Genomic DNA, 19,983 nt, shown 5'->3' with positions numbered 1-19,983 from the left:
AAAAAAGCACCCTCATTAGGTGCTTTTGATAAACTTATGATAACCCATTTGTTGAATGGTATTACTTCATCATACTGGTGACTTTATCCATCACGCTGATCACTTTTTGTGAGTAGTTAGGATCGGTTGCATAACCCGCTTGGTGTAGGTTACGAATAAATTGACGCGGATCTTCCGGTGAACTCAGGGCTTTTTCATAACGTGGGTTTTGGTTTAAAAACCGCACGTAATCATTAAAGCTGTCTTGGTAATCGTTATACGAACGGAAGGCCGCTTTTTCTTGTACCGCGATCCCGTTATGGAACTCCAACGTATTGGTGGCCACTTTGCCGCCCTGCCAACGAGGGTCAGCTTTGATATTAAATAAGTTGTTACTTGAACCCGCAGCATTCTTGATAACTTTTTTACCCCAGCCTGTTTCGAGCGCGGCTTGAGCGATCAAAACAGCAGGATCTGTCCCTAACGCGTTGGCCGCTTTTTCTGCGTATGGCTGCAATTTACTGACAAACTCTTCAGGGCTATCAAAGGTTTCAGGCTTTACCTTAGCTAAAGGCGGTGCCATGACTGCCGACTGCTGCGCTTGTGATGCTTTCATCGCTTTAATGGCATCATCAGCGGCTTTATCAACCATCGCTTGATCAGGCTTGTTACCGTTTTTATCGACAGGTAAGCGTAATGGTGAGTCATGGATCGCATTACGGATCACATCTTCTGGGGGCTTTTCTTGCTCGCCCCCTAATTGGTTAACGATCAAATCCGCTAAGCCCAGTGATCCTGTGCTGCTCAGCTCACTGGCCATTTGTTCATCGTGCATCTGCTCAAAGAACTTGGTGTTACTGCTGCTCATTAAATCCGATTCAAACGCTTCATTGGCTTGGCGCATGGATTTAAATAACATTTGAGTAAAGATAGATTCAAACTGTACTGCGGCGGCACGTAACGATCCTTGCTCATCATCTTTGATCCCTGCCCGTAAGCGATCAAGGCTTGATAGGTCATGAACAAATCCCGCATCTACATTTTTAATCATCGTCTTTGCTCAATTTAATCTTTTCTTAATGTAATCTTTTACCAATTCGGCCTTTCTCTGCTTACTCAGAAATGCCATTAGATAATAATCAGCTGGCCTTCAATCGCACCCGCTTGTTTTAGCGCTTGCAAAATTGCCATTAAATCTGATGGCGCAGCGCCTACCTGATTAACCGCACGCACTAAATCATCAAGGCTGACACCGGGTTCAAATTTAAACATCCGCGAGTCTGCTTCTGTGACTTCCACTTCAGAGTTAGGCACAACAACCGTGTTACCGCCAGAGAAAGCATTCGGCTGACTCACTTGTGGGTTCTCTCGAATAGTGACCGTCATGCCACCATGGGTAATAGCAGCAGGTTTTAACTTAACATGCTGACCAACCACTATGGTGCCAGTACGTGAGTTAACAATAATTTTGGCTGCACCTTCAGCAGGGTCAAACTCTAGGTTTTCAACTGTTGATAAAAAAGCAACACGCTGACTGACATCACGCGGGGCGCGAACACGAATAGAGGTCGCATCAATGGCCGCCGCCATATCAGGGCCTAGGAATTGATTCACGGTATCTGCCATGCGCTGCGCTGTGGTGAAGTCAGATTCAAACAAATTAAACGTCAGGAAATCACCACGGCCAAAGGGGTTCGGGACTTCTTGCTCAACCATAGCACCATTAGAAATACGGCCAACGGTTGGGTTATTCCCCACGATTTTCGAGCCATCAGCACCGCTAGCGCTGAATCCACTCACCACGAGACTCCCTTGAGCGACCGCATACACTTTGCCATCGAGACCTTTTAGGAAGGTTTGTAGCAGCGTACCACCACGTAAGCTTTTAGCCGAACCGATTGAAGACACCGTAATATCAATACTCTGGCCTTGCTTAGTAAAGGCGGGTAGCGTGGCATTCACTGCGACTGCAGCTACGTTTTTAGTTTTCGGCTTTTGCCCAGCAGGCAATTGAATACCAAAGTTTTGCAGCATGGCACGGAAGCTTTGATCGGTGAAGGGTGTGGTTTCGCCCGTTCCCGGCAAGCCGACAACCAGACCATAGCCCACTAATTGGTTACTACGAACCCCAGCAACTTCCGACACATCTTTAATGCGGGCAGCATTAGCTGGCAAGGTGAGTAACATTAACAAGCTAGCGATTAATAGACGGACGTTCACGTTCATGCTCCAGGTAGGTGCCACAGTTATAACGTGACGTTGAAGAATCGGCCTAACCAGCCTTGTTCTTGAATATCTTGGCGATCACCCGTACCCGAATACTGGATACGCGCATTAGTAATACGTGTTGATGTAACGGTATTTTCTTGTGAAATATCATCTGGGCGAATGGTGCCGCTAACGCGGATGTATTCATCACCCGTGTTCAAGGTTAACCACTTTTCACCACGCACCATTAAGTTGCCATTGGCGAGCACATCAATAACTTCAACCGAGATTTCACCTTTAATGCTGTTGCTCTGATCAGCCGATGTCGTCCCTGCGAATTTATTTTGGTTCTTCACTTCGTACGACAGTTCACGACCAGCAATTTGCAAGTTTTGACCACCGATCGCCATTGGATCCATGCTCATGTCGGTTTTCTTGTCGAGATCAGAACTCGCGCTCTTTTTCGCTTGGGTTTTTTCTTCCAATAGCACAGTCACAATGTCACCAACACCGCGCGGCTTAGTATCATCGTATAAGTCTTGTACTTGTGTTTGACTGAATAACGATCCTGTCGCAGTCGCATAGTGTTCAGGCTTAGGCTGAGGGCGAATACTTGCCCACGCCGGATCACCAGCTTGAGGATCGGTACGGCGACGGAGCATATCCACCAGATCGGAGTCTTTTTGTGTCGAGCCTTCAACCGCATCCACATTGGTGGTCGCTTTATCTACATCATTACCAGTATCAGGCGGCGGCATCATTTCACAACCAGTGAGTGCTAAAAAGACGAAGCCACACAAGCATTTTTTCATCATCAAACTACCTTACTTACCATTGCTGCCCGACTTACAGTTGCTGATTCACGTAGCTAAGCATTTGGTCAACCGTTGAAATAACTTTCGAGTTCATTTCGTAAACGCGCTGCGCTTCAATCATGTTAACCAGCTCTTCGGTCACATTAACGTTCGATGTTTCTAGCATCGACTGACGAATTGAACCTAAACCGTTCAAGCCTGGAACACCTTCTTGCGGATCACCACTTGCCCCCGTTGGTAAGAAGAGGTTCTGACCAATAGGCTCTAAACCGCCTGGATTGATAAAGTTAACTGTGGTGATCTGACCAAGCACTTGGTTTTCTTGCTGGCCACGAATACGCGCTGACACTTCACCGTCCGTACCCACGGTAATACCCACTGCATCTTCAGGTACTGCCACTTCAGGTTGAAGGACATAGCCCGAGCCTGTTGTGACCAATTGACCTTCGTTATTAATGGTGAATTGACCATTTCGGGTATAACCAATGTTGCCGTCAGGTAGCATGATTTGAAAGAAGCCATCGCCTTCGATCATCATGTCCATCGCGTTGTTGGTAGTTTGGGTATTACCTTGAGTAAAGACTTTTTGGGTCGCAACGACTTTAGAACCCGCACCCAACATCAACCCCGATGGCAATTGTGTATCTTGCGACGATTGGCCACCTGGTTGGTTAATATTTTGGTAAAACAAATCTTCAAAGACCGCACGGCTCTTTTTAAAACCCACGGTCGAGGCATTCGCCAAGTTATTCGAAATGGTTGAGATATTGGTTTGCTGAGCGTCAAGGCCAGTCTTACTTACCCATAGTGCTGGATGCATCTTAGTTTCCTTCTACCCTATTAACCCATGCGCAGTAACGAGCTTGAGGCCTCGTCCATCTGCTCCGCGGTTTTCATCAATTTCACTTGCATTTCAAAGTGGCGTTGTAGATCGATCATGCTGGTCATTTCGCCCACCGCATTCACATTGCTGCCTTCCAACGCCCCTTTTAGGACTTTGACGTTAGCATCCGCTTGGTAAGTTTTACCTGGTGTTTTCGACTTAAATAAGCCGTTCGCATCTTTGTATAGTTCGTTGTTTGCAGGGCGAACCAACTTTAAGCGATCGATCACTTCCATCGCATCAGGTGGCGCACCTTGCGGCAGTACCGAGATAGTGCCATCGGTACCAATTTCAATTTTGCTAATTGGGAGAGGAACAAAAATTGGCCCGCCATTTTCACCCATCATCAGGTTGCCATTTGAGTTTTGTAGCATGCCCGTTTGGTCAATCTTTAGGTGGCCTGCGCGCGTGTAGGCTTCTTGTCCTGATGGATCCATCACAGCTAACCAGCCTTGGTCTTGAACAGCAACGTCCAAATCACGGCCTGTCGTCATGAGTGCACCTTGCGAGAAATCTTGGCCTGGTCGCTCAGTCATTGCAAAAACACGGCTAGGTAACCCTTCACCATACGCTTGCATACTACGCGCTTGCTCAAGATCGGCACGAAAACCCGTTGTTTTTACGTTAGCAAGGTTGTTGGCATGCAGCTGCATACCATGCATGTCTTGCTTTGCCCCACTCATGGCAAGAAATAGCGCGCGATCCATATTACTCTCCCATCATCATATGACGATGATAAAGCAATAAATATGCCACTATTTAATAGTCTTATTTATCAAAATGTTAGATTTACAGAGGCAAAGGTAAGCAGAAAAGTGCCAATTTCATGACAGGAGATATGACAAGATTTGCCGCTTTAGATGAAAGCGGCAAAATCAATAAAGCAGTATCCGAACGATGAATCAAGCAGGGCTATGATAGCCCATCGCCATTAGCGGATTTGTAGGATGGTCTGTTGTAGCTGATTATCGACTTCTAACGCACGTGAGTTAGCTTGGAAGTTACGTTGCGCGGTGATCAAGTCAACCAGCTCTTGCGTCATGTCGATGTTTGATTGCTCAAGCGTACCGCTCTTAATCGCACCAAATGCACCTTGGGTTGCTTCGCCCCAAATTGCCGCACCTGAATCTTGGCTCGCAACCCACTGAGTACCGCCTTTCGATACCAAGCCTTGCTCATTCGGTACGCGTACCATACCCACACGACCTAGTGTTACGTTCTCGCCGTTACTGTATGTTGCAACAATAGAACCTTTAGGGTCGATATCCACTTTTGCTAAGTAACCTGTGGTAGCACCATCTTCGTTAAAACGACGCACTTCAAACGGCGCTGCGTATTGAGTCGGCTCATCGTAATTAAAGGTCAGTGTTTGCTGATCATCACCGCCGTTCATCTGAATACCTGCCGCTGCAAAGTTATCAGTCACGATAGGATTACCACCATTAATGGTTTTCACTGAACCATCAGAGTTGAAGTCCATCACCACACCTTTATGGCCTGTGGCATTGGTTGACCCACCATTAGTCACACTTACTGGCTTCTCACCTTCACTGTCCGTTACCGTATAATGAGAGACCCAACGGTTTGGCACGGTATTATCTTTGGTGTAATACGTGGTCATCTTGTATGGCTGACCCAGTGAGTCATAAATCGTTACCGATGTTGATTTATCGTACGTTGCAGGATCATTGAAATTAAACAATGAAGCGTCTTTCGCATCAGCATTGGCGGGTAAGTTAACACCCACTTGTACATTGGTTGATGCACGAGGCTGACCAAACTGATCAGGCACTTTCAAAGCTTGTGGTTCGTACGATGTCACTTGGTCAGTTTCTGCATCCACTTTATAACCTAACAAGTACTGGTTCTCGGAGTTAACCATGTAGTTGTCTTTGTTTAAGTGGAATGCACCATTACGGCTTAAGCTGTTATTTTGTGGTTGTAGGCTATCGTCTGCAACCGCAAAGAAACCACTGCCTGAAATACGCATATCCAGCGGGTTATTGGTGTAGATACTTGAACCTTCATGGAATTGCTGTGCAACCACAGACGTTTGCACACCACCACCTGTGGTGGTTTTTGCATTCGAAAAAATCGACGATGAGTACACATCACCAAACTCAGCACGCGACTCTTTAAAACCATATGTATTCGAGTTCGCAATGTTGTTACTGGTGGTATTAAGGTCTTTCTGCGATGCCCCGATACCACTAAGTGAAATGTTAAAACCCATGATCTATTCTCCGAATCCCTAAACCTTATTAAACTTTACCGACTTCTAAAACTTCAGCCAATTTGAATGGTGAATCCAAACCAGCAAGGTTTAGCATGACATTACCATCACCATTTCCTAGCAAGACGCTATTTACGTTTGCATAGGTTGATACGTCGAATTCACGGTTCTCACCGCCAACCAAACCTGCCGCTTTAACTTGGTATCGACCTTCTGGCAATGGGTTGCCGTTTTCATCCATACCGTCCCAGTCAAGGCGGTGTTCACCTGGCGGTTTCGCGCCAAGATCCATTGTCTTAATTAATTGACCTTGTTCGTTTTCAATTCGCACCATCAAGTTATCGAGCGCTTGCGGCAATTTGACCATGCCCGCAACACCACCTTCGATGCTCTTCACCGCGGTTGAACTTGGGATCAGTACATCACGCCCCACCAGCGATGAAGCTTGTAACGCTTGGCTTGAGGTCATTGCTGAATTCAAACTACCAAATTGGTCATTCATTTGGCTGATACCATCAACCGTCGCAAACGATGCCATTTGAGCAATCATTTGGTCATTCCCCACAGGTTTAAATGGGTCTTGCTGTGCAAGTTGCTTGGTAAGCAACGACAAAAAGTCTTCTTGCTTTAGCTCATTCTGACCTGTGGTTTTCTGTTCTTCTTGTACCTTTTTATCTTGCATCGCCTTAAGCTGATCAAGATACGTTAGGTTGGAAGCGCCACCTGCACCATTAATTCCGGTCATTACTGAAACTCCTTACCTATTTGCCCATCTGTAATGTGCTCATCAGCATTTGCTTGCTCGCATCAGCCACTTGCACATTACTTTGATAGGAACGCGATGCAGAAATCATATTGGCCATTTCTTCCATCACATTAACGTTTGGCTTGTAGATGTAACCTTCAGCATTCGCCATTGGGTGCGCTGGGTTGTATTCAGCACGTAAAGGCTTTTGGCTTTCAACTATGCCTTTTACTTGAACTGGCACGCTATCTTCACGGCGATAACTAGCACTTTGCAGTTCAGCCGCAAAAATGGGGTGACGAGCTTTGTACGTTTCTTCCGCAGAACTGCTGACGCTGTTGGCATTCGCTAGGTTACTTGAAGTGGTATTCAAACGAACCGATTCAGCACTCATGGCAGAACCTGCCACATTAAATACGTTAAATAGGCTCATTTATTATTCCCCTTTCAATGCCTTGGTCATGTTCTGAAACTTAGAACCAAGAAAATCTAACGATGCTTGATATTCCAGAGAGTTCTGCATGAATAAACTTTTTTCAAGTTGAGCATCCACCGTGTTGCCATCGCCCGTATCAGGTTGCGTCGGTACACGGTACATTTGTTCGCCCATAAGCTTGGTTGAGGCAGATATGTGCCGATCACTGGTGCGGCTAAGGCCAATACTTGCCCCAGACTTTGCCGCTTTTAGTGCGCGATCGAAATCCACATCCTTTGCTTTATACCCTGGAGTATTCGCATTGGCGAGGTTACTCGCTAGCGTTTCTGCGCGTTGCGCACGCACGCCAACTGTATGTTGGTGAATACCTAATGCTTTATCAAAAGAAATGGACATAGCTGCCTCCAATTAATCTGATGAATTAAATGCAAAGACAATGCCAAGTTTTTAAGCTTGTGAATTATACTAATCTGAGTAGATAAGGGACTGGTGATTTTAGCTAGCAAAAACGAGGGGATACAGTAGAAGGATGGCACTGCTACACAATTGTCAAAACAATAAAATGAAGCAATGCCATATTTGTATAGAGCTATCGAAACGCGCCAACTAAAACGATTCAACACTATACCGATGCCAGCTTAGCCACTGGCAGCAACCTAATTATTTAAGTTTGTAGATGATACCAGGGTTACAGCGGATCATTTCAAACTTATCGGTCAAGCCTGTTAACGACTCCGATGCACCAAGGAACAAGTAACCACCAGGGTTAAGCGATGCAGCCATTTGGTTAAGTACTTTTGATTTCATCTCTGGCGAGAAGTAAATCAGTACATTACGACAGAAGATAATGTCGAACTTGCCCAATAGCGCATAGCTGTCTTTCAAGTTTTGCGGACGGAAATTAACCATACGCTTTACTTTGTCGTTTACTTTCATGCGACCATCACCGTTATCTTCAAAGAACATGCGACGGCGCTCTGGTGATAAACCACGACTTAGAGCAAGGTTGTCATAAGCACCTGCACGGCAAGTATCTAGCATCGTTTGCGAAATATCTGTTGCCGTAATACTCACACTAGACAATAAGCCTGGACGACGTGCTTGCGTTTCTAGCACTGTCATCGCAAGTGAATATGGTTCTTGACCTGATGAACTTGCTGCTGACCAGATTTTCAACGGTCGCTTGTTTGCTGCAAGTTCAGGCAAAATCTTGTCTGACATCACAGTGAACGGGTAGCTATCGCGGAACCATAAGGTTTCATTGGTCGTCATCGCATCAACAGCTGCAACGCGAAGTTCACGGTTACGGCCACTGATCACTTGCTGCAGTAATTCAGACAGAGATGATAGCGAAAATCGGCTGACTAATGGACTTAGGCGGCTACGCACCAAGTACTGCTTGCTGTCGCCAAGGACAATGCCACATTGAGCTTCTAAAAATCGGCAAAAGTCTTTATATTCTTGGTCTTTTATTGTTATAGCTGTCATCTACTACTCTTTAATACACGGTTGCATTTCAGCATTTCTATTACTCACGGTTTACCTTACTTCTGATTCGTTGAAGTAAAATAAACCAGTCGTAATCTTAGTTATTCTTTTGCAGGCATTGCCGCTTTTACGGCTGCACCTAGCTCATCTGGGTTGAACTTCGGAATGAAGGCGTTAGCACCAACACGCTCAACCATAGCTTGGTTAAAGACCCCACTCAATGAAGTGTGAAGAATAACATGAAGATCTTTTAAATTCGGATCATTGCGAATTTCAGCCGTTAGCGTGTATCCGTCCATTTCTGGCATTTCAATATCAGAAATAACAAGCGCCAGCTGTTCATAGATACTGCCTTCTTTCGCCATTTCGCGCAGCTTAACAATCGCTTCACGACCGTCTTTTACTAAGACACATTCACAACCAATAGCTTCAATTGCGCGTTGTACCTGTTTACGTGCCACACTCGAGTCATCGGCAACAAGCACACGACGTACCGCCGTGAAATCTTCTACTAATTCTTCCAGTACTGTGTCTGTAATATCTGTGTTTACTGGTGAAATTTCATCGAGGATTTTTTCTACATCCAAGATTTCCACTAGCTCACCATCAATCTCTGTCACAGCGGTTAGGTAGTTCGCTTTACCAGCCCCTTTTGGCGGCGGCAAAATCGATTCCCAGTTCATATTAATGATACGCTCAACCGACGAAACCAAGAAGCCTTGAATTGAACGGTTAAACTCAGAAATAATCACAAAACAGTTATCCAAATCATCGATTGGACGACCGCCAGTAGCAAGGCTCATGTCAATAACAGAGATAGTCTGACCACGAATATGTGCAATCCCCTTCACCAATGGGTGCAGGTTAGGCATGGTGGTCAATTTAGGGCACTGTAAAACTTCTTTCACCTTAAAAACGTTAATGCCGTAACGCTGACGTCGGTTTAAGCGGAACGTAAGTAGTTCCAGACGGTTTTGGCCGACAAGCTGGGTGCGCTGATTCACTGAATCAAGTATTCCCGTCATACAGGTGACTCCATCTAAAGATTTTTATATTTAAGCGGGTGTTCGCAAGCAATCTCTTCGCGAATCACATATTATGGACTTCATCACTTGCGATTTCAGCCCCTGCAATATTGTTAATATGAGTAAAACAGTGACAAATAAAGCACATTTTTCACCCTTATTACTGATAGTCGGCATCTTCGCGATTATCTTTAGCACTATTGTACATGGAACGAGTATAAATTACCTCCATACCGTACAGCAAACGGCTGAAGACTTTGTCACAGACAGTCTATCGACACCGCAAAATGGTGAGTTACAAGTCACCGCCACTCAACTTGATTCACGATTACGGTTGGATGAATGCTCTGTCCCGCTCAATACTTCGATTCCGGGGAAGCAGTCAATGACAGGTAATGTCACTGTACTTATTACCTGTCCAACCGAAGGCTGGCAAGTCTATGTGCCTGTTCGCGTTAAACTACTCTTACCGCGTGTCGTGGCAACAAAACCGCTCCCTCGTGGCACGGTTTTATCGTCATCAGACCTTACTATCAAGCTGGTTGAAAACCGCTTTCAACGCAGCATGAGTTTTGAAGACCCCACCCAAGTGATTGGCTCTAAAGTAAAACGAGGCGTGAATATGGGTGATACCATTGAAGCCAACGATATTTGCCTGGTGTGCCGCAACGATCCTGTGCTGATTAGAGCTGGCGGGAGTGGCTTAAATATTGTCACTAATGGTACAGCACTCAGTGACGGTGCCTTAGGTGAGCAGGTTCGCGTTCAAAATGCGAAATCTAAACGCGTGGTCGACGGTATCATTACTGGCGTAGGTGAAGTGACCGTAAATTTTTAATTTTGGTGCTAAAGTTATAATATTCACGGCCGATAGCATCGCTGTAACCAGTATTTTGTTCAAAGGGTCAATCTTATGGCTAATATCGATCAGCTTCGTGGCGGACAACACATTCCGACTGCGCGTAGCAATCAAACCAAAGCAGGCAGTGCATCATCTGATGCGCCAACGGCGACTGCTGCGCCGTCGAGCCCGCGTGTAAATAACGATGCCGTATCCCTTAGCGCACAAGGAAAAGCAGTGGGACAAATCCACCAACAACTTGCAGCTGAACCAAGTTTTGACAGCGCAAAAGTTGCCGAAATAAAACAAGCTATCGCTGATGGCTCGTACAAGGTTGATGCAGAGAAACTAGCATCAAATATGACAAAATTTGAAGATGAATTGCGTGGCATTTAAGGGGAAGTCGCCCTTCCCTTTAACCACAACAATTCATAATTTCCTGCTAACCATCGGTAAACTTAGATGTCTCAGACCATAGATCAGTTGCTTGAGCTTCAACACGCAACACTAATGTCATTGTCTCGCCTTCTTGAGCAGGAAAAGGGCGCTATCGTATCGCGTCAGTCAACTGAGATTGAACGCCTTGCCAAAGAAAAGCTTAATCTCATTAATAAGGTCCAGCAACAAGACCATCTAATTGCCAGCCACACTCAGCGTCATCTGCTCACAGAGTCAGTCCCCCACTCTGAGTTTGTGACCAAAATCAAAGCCTGCGCCGCTCGCTGCAAAGAGCTCAATGCCATTAACGGTGAAGCATTACAACGCGCACAGCTCAGCTTTCATAAGCTAAATAACTTATTCCAGCAAAGCCGTGGTAAGCATCAAATGACTTACAACAGCGAAGGTGCTGCACAAAATATTCGTACCCTAGGGACCAATATTAAAGCCTAACCTACACTTCTCTCTTCTTTATATCTTCTCGGCTACAACATTCATCTTGAAGAAAATCAACCACTTGCTGCAAAGTATCATATTGCGGTAAACAGTAAAGTGTTCGCCCTTCACGGTGCTGTTTCACTAAGCCAGCCGCCACTAAACTTGAAATGTGATGTGACAAAGTGGAGCCGGGGATACTTAACTCTTCTTGTATATCGCCAACGGCTAAACCTTGATGCCCAGATTTCACCAAATGTTTAAAAATCTGTAGCCGTGTCGGATGCCCTAGCTCTTTCAATGCTTTAGCAAAAAATTCAATACTCATAGCCCCTCACTCTTTACGTCACCTAATGATTTATATTTCGATAATAGCAGAAATATATTGACGGTAAAATTAATCACGCCTATATTTCGACTATTCCAGAAATATAGATTAAAGCGTAAAACGTAAGGCTTACTATGATCACTTCAAATATGCTCACCATGGCAAAAGACACTTTAGATATGTTCGTCTTTCTTGCGGCTGAATTAACCCTCCTATTTTTGTTGATCAGCTATGCTGTTGGGATCTTGCAAGAATACATTTCACCACAAAAGATCCAACAGATCTTAAGCGCAAAAAAAGGAAAAGGTTACATCATTGCGGCATTTCTTGGTGCAATTACTCCGTTCTGCTCATGCTCGACCATTCCTTTTCTAAAAGGGCTACTACGCGCTAAAGCAGGGTTTGGCACCATGATGGTATTCTTGTTTGCCAGCCCACTGCTTAATCCAATTATCATAGGTTTATTTGCAGTGACCTTCGGCCTACAAGTCACCATCTTCTACTTTGTCATAGCGATGGGTGTTTCTGTTATTGCAGGCTATACCCTCGAAAAATTAGGGTTTGAGCGTTACATCAAGCCCGAAGCTTACCAAACGCCAACATCTACATGCTGTGGTTCAAGCTGCGGCAGCAAAGCGAGACCTGTTAGTAAATGGGTTCGAGTATGGCGCTCGACTTGGGTAGATTTTAAAAAAGTGCTCCCTTACTTAATTGGCGGGATTGCAGTCGGTTCGATGATTTATGGTTTTATGCCTACAGAATGGGTCGCGAGCGTGGCGAACGACGATAATATTTTTGCTATTCCTGTCGCAGCCGTTATTGGTATCCCTCTCTACATTCGTGCAGAAGCGGTCATTCCACTTAGCGCAGCTCTAGCCGCTAAAGGTATGGGCCTTGGTGCTGTGATGGCATTAATCATTGGTAGTGCTGGTGCGAGTCTAACGGAAGTTATTTTATTAAAATCGATATTCAAAAATAAAATGATTATTGCATTCCTTGTGGTCATTTTAGGGATGGCTATCAGCGCTGGTTATCTATACCAAGTGTTGTTCCCTGCAGTGTGATTCGTATTCGGTAACTCATATATCGACCACAAAAAAAGAGGCAAATTTAACTCATTTGCCTCTTTTCTTTAATCCGCCAAATGAAAGCATAAATACACTTCTTACAGTAAAAGTTAAGTTATGAAGAAACATCAAATTTAATATATTTATTATCCGTTCTATTATGTTTTTTAAATTAATATTTATTTTTCTCTTCCTTATCATCCCTTTAAAATAATTCACCTACGTATATAATACTGATTAAAATATCACTCGATGATATCCGTAAAAAATAACAATAATTAAAATTCAAAAAATAACCAACGCCATTATTTCAACATTTCACACGTAGACGAGATATGCTAAATACAATAAAAAACCTTCCTTTAAGAATACTGTTATCGCTTTCATCTGCTTTTGCCATTGCTTGCTTTATTATCACAATATTAATTAGCCAAAGCTTACTATCTGACGTAGAAGAAAATACAAATACAGTAAATAACTACATTTCTTTTAACGCCACACTGAAAGATTTTCAAGATTTACAAGACGTTAGCCGCATGGCATCCATCTATGGCCTTGGTTTTTATGAGCGTTTGGATAAAATGGTTGCCACAAACAATGACAATTATGCCAAAGTTCAACAACGTTATAGTGATTTAATTAAAGCTGATAATATTGCGCTAACACCTGACGTTAAATCTGAACTTGATAAATTCATTCGCAACTTTAATCAATATACTATTAATTCACAGTATGTCCGCCAACACCGTCAAAATATCAACGCAATCTACGATGCAACAAGTTGGATTACGAACGATATTAATGATGCTGATAGTGCGGTTGCAAGTCACCGAAATAGCGAAGATATTACCCTTTGGACCAATAAACTATCCGATATTTCAAGTATTGGTGGTTTAATGTTGTTTGAAATTGCAGAAGGTGTGAAAGGTCAAAATAGTGACGCAACAAGTAAAGCACTTGAACAAACGCGTTTACTGATCAAAGAACTCAAACCTTTCCGTCAGTGGCCTGAAGTACAAACCCTGATCAACCATGCTGATGAGTGGGAAAAACAAGTTACTCAAATCATCGCGCTTGATGCACAAAAAGCAAAAGCCGTGACTGCGATGATTGACTTAGGTAACGTCAACACAGATATCATCACCAGCCTCACTCGAGATGCAATCATGCACACAGAGGAACTATCTGGTCGCTCACACGAGCTGCTCGGCTCTGTGGCTTCAAGTCAGATCATCGCCTCTACCATTGCCATCATTCTATCAATGGCAATGAGCTTACTGCTGGCCAATGCGATCAGTAACTTAATGCAAAACCTTTACCTTGCAGTAAAATCATTGGCAGAAGGTAACCTCACCTCACGCTCAGGCATCAGTGGCAAAAACGAACTCGGTAAGCTAGGCCAAAGTCTTGATGATGCCATTGTACAGCTTAACCAAACCATTCAAGCACTACGTGGTATGGGTGATGAGGTAGCAACGTCTTCAACCGAGCTTGCCGCAGTAATGACGCAAAGTGAAGTGAATGGCCGCGAACAACAACAGCAAGTTGAACAAATTACCCATGCCGTGACTGAGCTTTCTACCGCAGCCTCACAGGTTGATGGCTACGCAAGAACAGCGGACGATAGTGCGCAACAAGCACTTGAAATGGGTGCAGAAGGTAGCGCTATTGCTCAGCAATCGCGTGAACTTTCACAAGAGCTGACTCAGCAGCTAAATGAAACCTCTGAGCAGGTGCTTGATCTTAACGAGCAGAGCATCAAAATCAGTGAAGTGATCACTGTTATCGATAGCATTTCAGAACAAACCAACTTACTCGCATTGAATGCAGCGATTGAAGCGGCACGTGCAGGTGAAAGTGGCCGTGGTTTCGCCGTTGTGGCTGATGAAGTGCGCGTATTGGCAGCCAAAACACAAGAATCAACCCAGCAGATCCAAACCATTATTGAACAACTACAAAGCAAGTCATCAACGGTTGTTACGGCAGTGAATAACAGCCTAGACAAAGTAAATGAGAATAATGAAATTGCTGAGCAAACAAGCCTACAGCTAGAGTCGATTACACAAGCACTACGTCATATCAGTGAAGTGAATGGCGATGTGACGACATCGGTTGATGAGCAAAGCCGAGCGATCACTGACATTACTCAGAATATCAACAACATTAACGATATCATCAGTCAAAACGTGGCGGGTATTAGTCAAACGGCGGAAGCCAGTGGCCATTTATCTCAATTGGCTGAAAATCAGAAAAACCGCTTGAGTGAGTTTACCGTTACCAATTACTAAACCATAATCAATAAACCATTGTGCGGTAACGAAAAAGAGGTGTACCTAGGTACACCTCTTTTCATTTTACTATCACTTAAAGCTAGGTGACATACTTACATCATCGCAGCACCTGCAAACAGCACAACAATGGTGGCAACAAACACAATCACCACAAATGGCATTACCCACTTCAAGAAACGTTCATACGGGATTTTTGCCAAGGCTAAACCAGCCACTAAGTGACCCGCTGTTGGTGCAAAGATATTAATCCAGCCACTTGCTGATTGGTAAGCGGTGATAATCAAATCACGGCCAATACCTGAGAAATCAGCCAATGGTGCCATTAACGGCATAGATACTGTTGCTAGGCCAGATGTTGACGGAATAAAGAAGCTCAATACGATGTGAACAAGGTAAGTCACAATCACGAACACGCCAGATGACAAGCCCGTAACCATACCTTCTGCCCAGTTAAGGATAGTATCGATGATCACACCGTTATCCATGACAACGTAGATACCACGTGCAACCGCAACTACCAGCGCAACGCCAATCAGATCTTTTGCCCCTTCCATGAAGGTTTTAATGAAATCACCTTCAGACATACGGTTGATGACAGCAATTAAAATCGCTGATGCCAAGAACAGAGTAGAAAGTTCATCGAACCACCACCACAATGTCGGAATGGCCGTGATACCCATGTCTTCCCATGGAATAACACCGTAGATCATCACTAAGAAAGCGCCGAAGAACACACTCATGGTCAGTTTTTGCTTGGTAGTGAATTCGCCTGTGTCTTCTTTCATGTGAGAGAATTCATCTTCAAATTCAATATCCGCAAGCACAGACTTTGATTTATCCGCTTTCACTTGCGCGGCATAACGCATAACAAACCAAGACGCTAAAACAATCAGTACGGTAAGTTGGATAACACGTAGCCCGATACCATCACCAATAGGCAAGCCAGCAAAGCCAGATGCAATACCCGTTGCAAATGGGTTTACCGTTGATGCCAATACGCCCACACCTGAACCAAGCAAGATGATCCCCGCGGCAACCATACGGTCATAACCCGCAGCGGCCATAACAGGCAATATTACCGCCCAGAAAGCAACGGTTTCTTCTGCCATCCCGTAGGTTGAGCCGCCTAAGGCAAACAAGGTGATTAAGACAGGGATCAGCATTTGCTCACGCCCACGGAATTTACGAACAATCGCCGCCACCCCTGAGTCCATCGCACCTGTACGCATGGTGATTGCTAAGAAGCCACCAATAACCAAAACAAATAGCGCCACATCAACCGCTTTGTGGAAGCCTTTGATTGGTGCCATCAAGACATCAATCACCCCTTGTGGCGATGATTCAATTTCTTGATAAGAGCCTGGGATTGGCAGTAACCGCTCACCCCCGTTGTAATCCAACACTTCGGCTGCAGGTATGATCTGATCTGTACCATTCACCATGTAGTCATATTTACCTGCTGGCATGATCCATGTCAGCAAGGCCACCAAGCCAATAATAATAAACAAGATGGTATATACCGTTGGCATCTTGAATGATTTTTTCGCTTTTACCGGTTGGCTTTTTTCTGTTGCCGTTGTCATAGCTCTACTCCCTGTAGCTGATAAATGGCATTTGCGTACACATTCATCGCTTTAAGCATGTCATCGATAATGAGGTATTCATTTGGCATGTGTTCAACTTTCTCGCGTCCAGGGAATATTGCCCCGTACGCAACACAATTTGGCATAGCGCGAGCGTAGGTCGCCCCACCTGATGTCATTGGCTTACTGTCCATATCGCCACTGATATCTTGGTATGCTTTCATTAAGCTCTGGATAATTGGGCTATCTGCTGGCATATACAATGATGGCAATACATCAAATTCTTCGTATTGCAGATCGTATTGCTGGCTTACGGCATTAATGTCGTTATCGTAGTCGTCTTTACTAAAAGTAACTGGCACGCGAATATCAATACCGCATTGACTGTGGGTTTCATTAATTTCAAGTTGCGCCACATTGAAAGTTAAGCGACCACTGACATCTTCCACAGAACCAAAGATCTCTTTGGCATTGGCATCTTCACCCACTTGTTCAGCAATAAAGCGAACCATAGGGTGCTCAACGCCCACTTTGGCTAACGCCATACATAGACGAGCAATCGCATTCACACCTTTAGTGTCAGCCGATGCTGAGTGCGCCGCTTTACCAAACACCGTCAACTCGTCATCTTCACAACTAAAGTCGAACCCCATTTGATCAAGTGCTGCAACTAGCTCCTCAAGTAAAGGGCCTTGGTAGCGAGCAAGCTCAGGTACAGCATTCAATGCTCCGCCACATTTAAGGCTAAGATCTACATCACCACCGCATTTCAAGTAAGATTGGATCAGCATTTTTTCAGCGTGGATCAGTGGGAAGGCAGAATCAGGTGTAAAGCCACATTGGGGGATTTCTTCTTTCTCACAATAGCGATCAATACAACGCCACAGTGTTTCTTCATCGGTGCCGAATATAAAGCGAACACGTTTATTAAAAGTAACATCGCATGCTTGCAAGGCTTTTACGGCAAACATGGCGGCAATGGTTGGGCCCTTATCATCTTGAGTGCCACGGCCATAGATACGACCGTCTCGAATTTCAGCTGCGAACGGATCAGAATCCCATGCAGAGCGCTCACCGACAGGCACGACATCAAGGTGGCCAAGCACACCGATCATCTGCTCGCCCTGTCCTATTTCAGCATAGCCGTAGTAGCCTTCAGGATCTTTATAAGTTGAAAAGCCTAAGGTTTCACAAAACGCTAATGTCGCCGTTAAGCAATCATCGATTGGCTGGCCAAATGGCGTATTACTCTCATCCTCTTGGTATACACTCGGTATCGACACTAAATGCTGAACAGCTTGGATATAATCATCTCGCAAGCCATCAATGTAATTAGCTATCTTGGTTTTCATCGTATCCCTCGTTGTTATGCCAAAGCGTCGTCCACTTATCTGCATACTCGCCAGTAAGCAGCATATTACTTCGGCATTTAATTCTTGATTAGCACAAGATGCGCAATCATTTTTATTAAGCCACACAATTCTGCTACAGCCACCAAAGGTAATCTGTGACAACTTTCACTGCTCGTACCATTGAGATGAGATAAGCGTCAAAATGTACGAAAAATATTCTAGAATTGCGCTATGGGAATAATACGTGCTAAATAAATTGGCCAATTGACATAGCAGTTTGTTGTGCATTAGCCATTGATTTACATCAGTAAACTCAGAGGTACTTAAATTAAGGCTAACGACAAATAACCGTGGAATATGCCTACCACATCGTTATTTATGATCTCAATGTGACATTAATAGAGAGCATTGCTGAAATTGTTGGATTCTTACTACAAATGACTGACAGAGAAGATAAATCGTACACACTACCGACAAGATCACACTTTGTAACAAAAAAAGACAAATGCATATTGGTGTATACCCCTTTTTTGCTTATCGCAACAAAGCTAAGCTATCCGTATTAACAACCTATTGATTATTAATGCAACCTTGCATTAACAAAGCAATCAAAATCAATATTAACCAAATTCGTAGCAGTGCTGAAAAGTCGCCAACTAAAAATCACTATGTTGTTGAAATTACGTAGATAACCCTAAAGTGTAAATTTGCCCTTACGAGATGAAATTAAATTACATTAAAATTTTTTTAGCGTTTATCAAAAAAATTATACCCTTAAAAAACAACATGTTACGTTTGTATGACATATAACAAAACGACCAAACTTGTTATATAATTTCACCGCCATGATCTGAATCAACTTTTTGAGCTCTCCCATTTGCTATTATTCCCGCAGAAAAAATTTGAACCTAACGAGCATTCCTGTGAAGACTGAAAACAACCCGTTTGACGCTCTCATGCCACCAGCAATGGCGCACAAAGCCGAAGAAGTTGGTGTCTACAAAGCAACGAAGAATCCACTACAATCCTTCTTCCTTGCTATTACCGCTGGCGTATTTATTTCGATCGCCTTTGTTTTCTATACCACAGTGACAACGGGCGCTGGCGATATGCCTTGGGGCATGGCCAAGTTTGTTGGTGGTCTTGCATTCAGCCTAGGTCTTATTCTTGTCGTTATTTGTGGCGGTGAGCTTTTCACTTCTTCGGTCCTAACCACTGTTGCTCGCGCTAGTGGCCGCATAACAACGACTCAATTATTACGCAACTGGGTTGTCGTTTACCTCGGTAACTTCGTTGGGGCGAGTTTCTTTGTTGCTTGCATTTGGATTGCACAACAACACATGGGCGCAAACGGCCAATGGGGCATCACTGCAATGAAAATTGCACAGCACAAATTGCACCATACTTTCGGTCAAGCCGTAGTATTAGGTATGCTATGTAACCTAATGGTTTGCCTTGCAACATGGATGACGTTCTCATGTCGCACCGCAACTGATAAAATTATGGTAATGCTACTCCCAGTTGCTATGTTTGTAGCGTGTGGTTTTGAGCACAGCATTGCTAATATGTTTATGATTCCGATGGGTATCGTGATTCACTCTTTCGCTAGTCCTGAATTTTGGACCATGGCAGGTGTCGATCCATCGCAATTTGCAGATTTAACGGTAAGTCATTTTGTATTTAACAACCTGATCCCAGTAACCATAGGTAACATCCTTGGTGGTGGCTTCTTGGTTGGTATGACTTATTGGATTATTCATCGTCGTCCAGAACTACGTAAGTAAGCTGTAAACGTCGATAACACGATTATTTTTTCTACTGAATAGAATATAGGTA

20 protein-coding genes are annotated in these 19,983 nt (G+C 44.2%); 6 read left to right on the top strand and 14 right to left on the bottom strand.

The window, feature by feature from the left end; all coding sequences use genetic code 11:
• Positions 1-61: 61 nt before the first annotated feature.
• From flgJ to L4C35_RS03745, 11 genes are all read right to left on the bottom strand, one after another.
• Entirely contained in the window at positions 62-1,027 is a 966-nt protein-coding gene (flgJ, locus tag L4C35_RS03795) for a flagellar assembly peptidoglycan hydrolase FlgJ (RefSeq protein WP_428461949.1), read from the bottom strand.
• Positions 1,028-1,107: 80 nt separating this feature from the next.
• Entirely contained in the window at positions 1,108-2,205 is a 1,098-nt protein-coding gene (locus L4C35_RS03790; protein WP_428461628.1) for a flagellar basal body P-ring protein FlgI, read from the bottom strand.
• A gap of 20 nt (positions 2,206-2,225) precedes the next feature.
• Entirely contained in the window at positions 2,226-2,999 is a 774-nt protein-coding gene (gene flgH / locus L4C35_RS03785; protein WP_428461948.1) for a flagellar basal body L-ring protein FlgH, read from the bottom strand.
• A 34-nt stretch (positions 3,000-3,033) separates the two neighbouring features.
• Positions 3,034-3,822, bottom strand: a complete 789-nt coding sequence (gene flgG / locus L4C35_RS03780; RefSeq protein ID WP_048899755.1) for a flagellar basal-body rod protein FlgG — start codon at positions 3,820-3,822, stop codon at positions 3,034-3,036.
• 20 nt (positions 3,823-3,842) lie between these two features.
• Positions 3,843-4,592: a flagellar basal-body rod protein FlgF gene (flgF, locus tag L4C35_RS03775; RefSeq protein WP_428461627.1), complete on the bottom strand. Its 750-nt coding sequence runs from the start codon at positions 4,590-4,592 to the stop codon at positions 3,843-3,845.
• A gap of 224 nt (positions 4,593-4,816) precedes the next feature.
• Positions 4,817-6,118: a flagellar hook protein FlgE gene (gene flgE, locus L4C35_RS03770; RefSeq protein WP_428461626.1), complete on the bottom strand. Its 1,302-nt coding sequence runs from the start codon at positions 6,116-6,118 to the stop codon at positions 4,817-4,819.
• 28 nt (positions 6,119-6,146) lie between these two features.
• Positions 6,147-6,863 (bottom strand): flagellar hook assembly protein FlgD, encoded by a 717-nt coding sequence (flgD, locus tag L4C35_RS03765; protein WP_428461625.1) that lies wholly within the window; start codon positions 6,861-6,863, stop codon positions 6,147-6,149.
• 16 nt (positions 6,864-6,879) lie between these two features.
• A complete protein-coding gene (gene flgC / locus L4C35_RS03760) occupies positions 6,880-7,296 on the bottom strand; it encodes a flagellar basal body rod protein FlgC (protein WP_048899751.1) in 417 nt (138 codons plus the stop codon).
• Between the two features lie 3 nt (positions 7,297-7,299).
• The gene (flgB, locus tag L4C35_RS03755) at positions 7,300-7,695 is read right to left on the bottom strand and encodes a flagellar basal body rod protein FlgB (protein ID WP_048899750.1); all 396 of its coding nucleotides are present in this window, start codon (positions 7,693-7,695) and stop codon (positions 7,300-7,302) included.
• A gap of 264 nt (positions 7,696-7,959) precedes the next feature.
• Positions 7,960-8,787, bottom strand: coding sequence for a protein-glutamate O-methyltransferase (locus L4C35_RS03750; RefSeq protein ID WP_428461624.1), 828 nt, complete (start codon positions 8,785-8,787; stop codon positions 7,960-7,962).
• A gap of 101 nt (positions 8,788-8,888) precedes the next feature.
• Entirely contained in the window at positions 8,889-9,812 is a 924-nt protein-coding gene (locus L4C35_RS03745) for a chemotaxis protein CheV (RefSeq protein ID WP_428461623.1), read from the bottom strand.
• Positions 9,813-9,942: 130 nt separating this feature from the next.
• Between L4C35_RS03745 and flgA the strand changes: the two genes are divergently transcribed.
• The 3 genes from flgA to L4C35_RS03730 all read left to right on the top strand — a co-directional run bounded on the left by flgA (position 9,943) and on the right by L4C35_RS03730 (position 11,544).
• The gene (gene flgA / locus L4C35_RS03740; RefSeq protein WP_428461622.1) at positions 9,943-10,650 is read left to right on the top strand and encodes a flagellar basal body P-ring formation chaperone FlgA; all 708 of its coding nucleotides are present in this window, start codon (positions 9,943-9,945) and stop codon (positions 10,648-10,650) included.
• A 75-nt stretch (positions 10,651-10,725) separates the two neighbouring features.
• Positions 10,726-11,049, top strand: a complete 324-nt coding sequence (gene flgM, locus L4C35_RS03735) for a flagellar biosynthesis anti-sigma factor FlgM (protein ID WP_428461621.1) — start codon at positions 10,726-10,728, stop codon at positions 11,047-11,049.
• Positions 11,050-11,115: 66 nt separating this feature from the next.
• A complete protein-coding gene (locus L4C35_RS03730; RefSeq protein WP_428461620.1) occupies positions 11,116-11,544 on the top strand; it encodes a flagella synthesis protein FlgN in 429 nt (142 codons plus the stop codon).
• Between the two features lies 1 nt (position 11,545).
• On the opposite strand, the gene L4C35_RS03725 is transcribed toward L4C35_RS03730, so the two are convergent.
• The gene (locus L4C35_RS03725) at positions 11,546-11,854 is read right to left on the bottom strand and encodes an ArsR/SmtB family transcription factor (RefSeq protein ID WP_428461619.1); all 309 of its coding nucleotides are present in this window, start codon (positions 11,852-11,854) and stop codon (positions 11,546-11,548) included.
• A 158-nt stretch (positions 11,855-12,012) separates the two neighbouring features.
• Between L4C35_RS03725 and L4C35_RS03720 the strand changes: the two genes are divergently transcribed.
• Together L4C35_RS03720 and L4C35_RS03715 are read left to right on the top strand one after the other, a co-directional pair.
• Positions 12,013-12,918: a permease gene (locus L4C35_RS03720; protein ID WP_428461947.1), complete on the top strand. Its 906-nt coding sequence runs from the start codon at positions 12,013-12,015 to the stop codon at positions 12,916-12,918.
• Between the two features lie 338 nt (positions 12,919-13,256).
• Positions 13,257-15,209, top strand: coding sequence for a methyl-accepting chemotaxis protein (locus tag L4C35_RS03715; RefSeq protein ID WP_428461618.1), 1,953 nt, complete (start codon positions 13,257-13,259; stop codon positions 15,207-15,209).
• Between the two features lie 95 nt (positions 15,210-15,304).
• Here the strand turns inward: L4C35_RS03715 and L4C35_RS03710 are convergent, their stop codons facing one another.
• Together L4C35_RS03710 and L4C35_RS03705 are read right to left on the bottom strand one after the other, a co-directional pair.
• Positions 15,305-16,795 carry a YfcC family protein gene (locus L4C35_RS03710; RefSeq protein WP_428461617.1) on the bottom strand — a complete coding sequence of 497 codons (1,491 nt, stop codon included), beginning with the start codon at positions 16,793-16,795 and terminating at the stop codon, positions 15,305-15,307.
• The gene (locus L4C35_RS03705; RefSeq protein ID WP_428461616.1) at positions 16,792-18,147 is read right to left on the bottom strand and encodes a M20 family metallopeptidase; all 1,356 of its coding nucleotides are present in this window, start codon (positions 18,145-18,147) and stop codon (positions 16,792-16,794) included. Before L4C35_RS03705 ends, L4C35_RS03710 begins: the two co-directional genes overlap by 4 nt.
• 923 nt (positions 18,148-19,070) lie before the next feature.
• On the opposite strand from L4C35_RS03705, the gene focA reads away from it, so the two are divergent.
• The gene (focA, locus tag L4C35_RS03700) at positions 19,071-19,931 is read left to right on the top strand and encodes a formate transporter FocA (RefSeq protein WP_428461615.1); all 861 of its coding nucleotides are present in this window, start codon (positions 19,071-19,073) and stop codon (positions 19,929-19,931) included.
• Positions 19,932-19,983: the final 52 nt, after the last annotated feature.

The organism is Photobacterium kagoshimensis (genome assembly GCF_050337045.1).
Classification (GTDB): Bacteria; Pseudomonadota; Gammaproteobacteria; order Enterobacterales; family Vibrionaceae; genus Photobacterium; species Photobacterium kagoshimensis.
This window is presented reverse-complemented; position numbering and strand designations above follow the sequence as displayed.

Bases quoted from the DNA above. Each gene is read 5' to 3' on its own strand.
- L4C35_RS03790 (WP_428461628.1), bottom strand. From the start codon at position 2,205: ATGAACGTGAACGTCCGTCTATTAATCGCTAGCTTGTTAATGTTACTC.
- flgH (WP_428461948.1), bottom strand. From the start codon at position 2,999: ATGAAAAAATGCTTGTGTGGCTTCGTCTTTTTAGCACTCACTGGTTGT.
- flgG (WP_048899755.1), bottom strand. From the start codon at position 3,822: ATGCATCCAGCACTATGGGTAAGTAAGACTGGCCTTGACGCTCAGCAA.
- flgF (WP_428461627.1), bottom strand. From the start codon at position 4,592: ATGGATCGCGCGCTATTTCTTGCCATGAGTGGGGCAAAGCAAGACATG.
- flgE (WP_428461626.1), bottom strand. From the start codon at position 6,118: ATGGGTTTTAACATTTCACTTAGTGGTATCGGGGCATCGCAGAAAGAC.
- flgD (WP_428461625.1), bottom strand. From the start codon at position 6,863: ATGACCGGAATTAATGGTGCAGGTGGCGCTTCCAACCTAACGTATCTT.
- flgC (WP_048899751.1), bottom strand. From the start codon at position 7,296: ATGAGCCTATTTAACGTATTTAATGTGGCAGGTTCTGCCATGAGTGCT.
- flgB (WP_048899750.1), bottom strand. From the start codon at position 7,695: ATGTCCATTTCTTTTGATAAAGCATTAGGTATTCACCAACATACAGTT.
- L4C35_RS03750 (WP_428461624.1), bottom strand. From the start codon at position 8,787: ATGACAGCTATAACAATAAAAGACCAAGAATATAAAGACTTTTGCCGA.
- L4C35_RS03745 (WP_428461623.1), bottom strand. From the start codon at position 9,812: ATGACGGGAATACTTGATTCAGTGAATCAGCGCACCCAGCTTGTCGGC.
- flgM (WP_428461621.1), top strand. From the start codon at position 10,726: ATGGCTAATATCGATCAGCTTCGTGGCGGACAACACATTCCGACTGCG.
- L4C35_RS03730 (WP_428461620.1), top strand. From the start codon at position 11,116: ATGTCTCAGACCATAGATCAGTTGCTTGAGCTTCAACACGCAACACTA.
- L4C35_RS03725 (WP_428461619.1), bottom strand. From the start codon at position 11,854: ATGAGTATTGAATTTTTTGCTAAAGCATTGAAAGAGCTAGGGCATCCG.
- L4C35_RS03720 (WP_428461947.1), top strand. From the start codon at position 12,013: ATGGCAAAAGACACTTTAGATATGTTCGTCTTTCTTGCGGCTGAATTA.
- L4C35_RS03715 (WP_428461618.1), top strand. From the start codon at position 13,257: ATGCTAAATACAATAAAAAACCTTCCTTTAAGAATACTGTTATCGCTT.
- L4C35_RS03710 (WP_428461617.1), bottom strand. From the start codon at position 16,795: ATGACAACGGCAACAGAAAAAAGCCAACCGGTAAAAGCGAAAAAATCA.
- L4C35_RS03705 (WP_428461616.1), bottom strand. From the start codon at position 18,147: ATGAAAACCAAGATAGCTAATTACATTGATGGCTTGCGAGATGATTAT.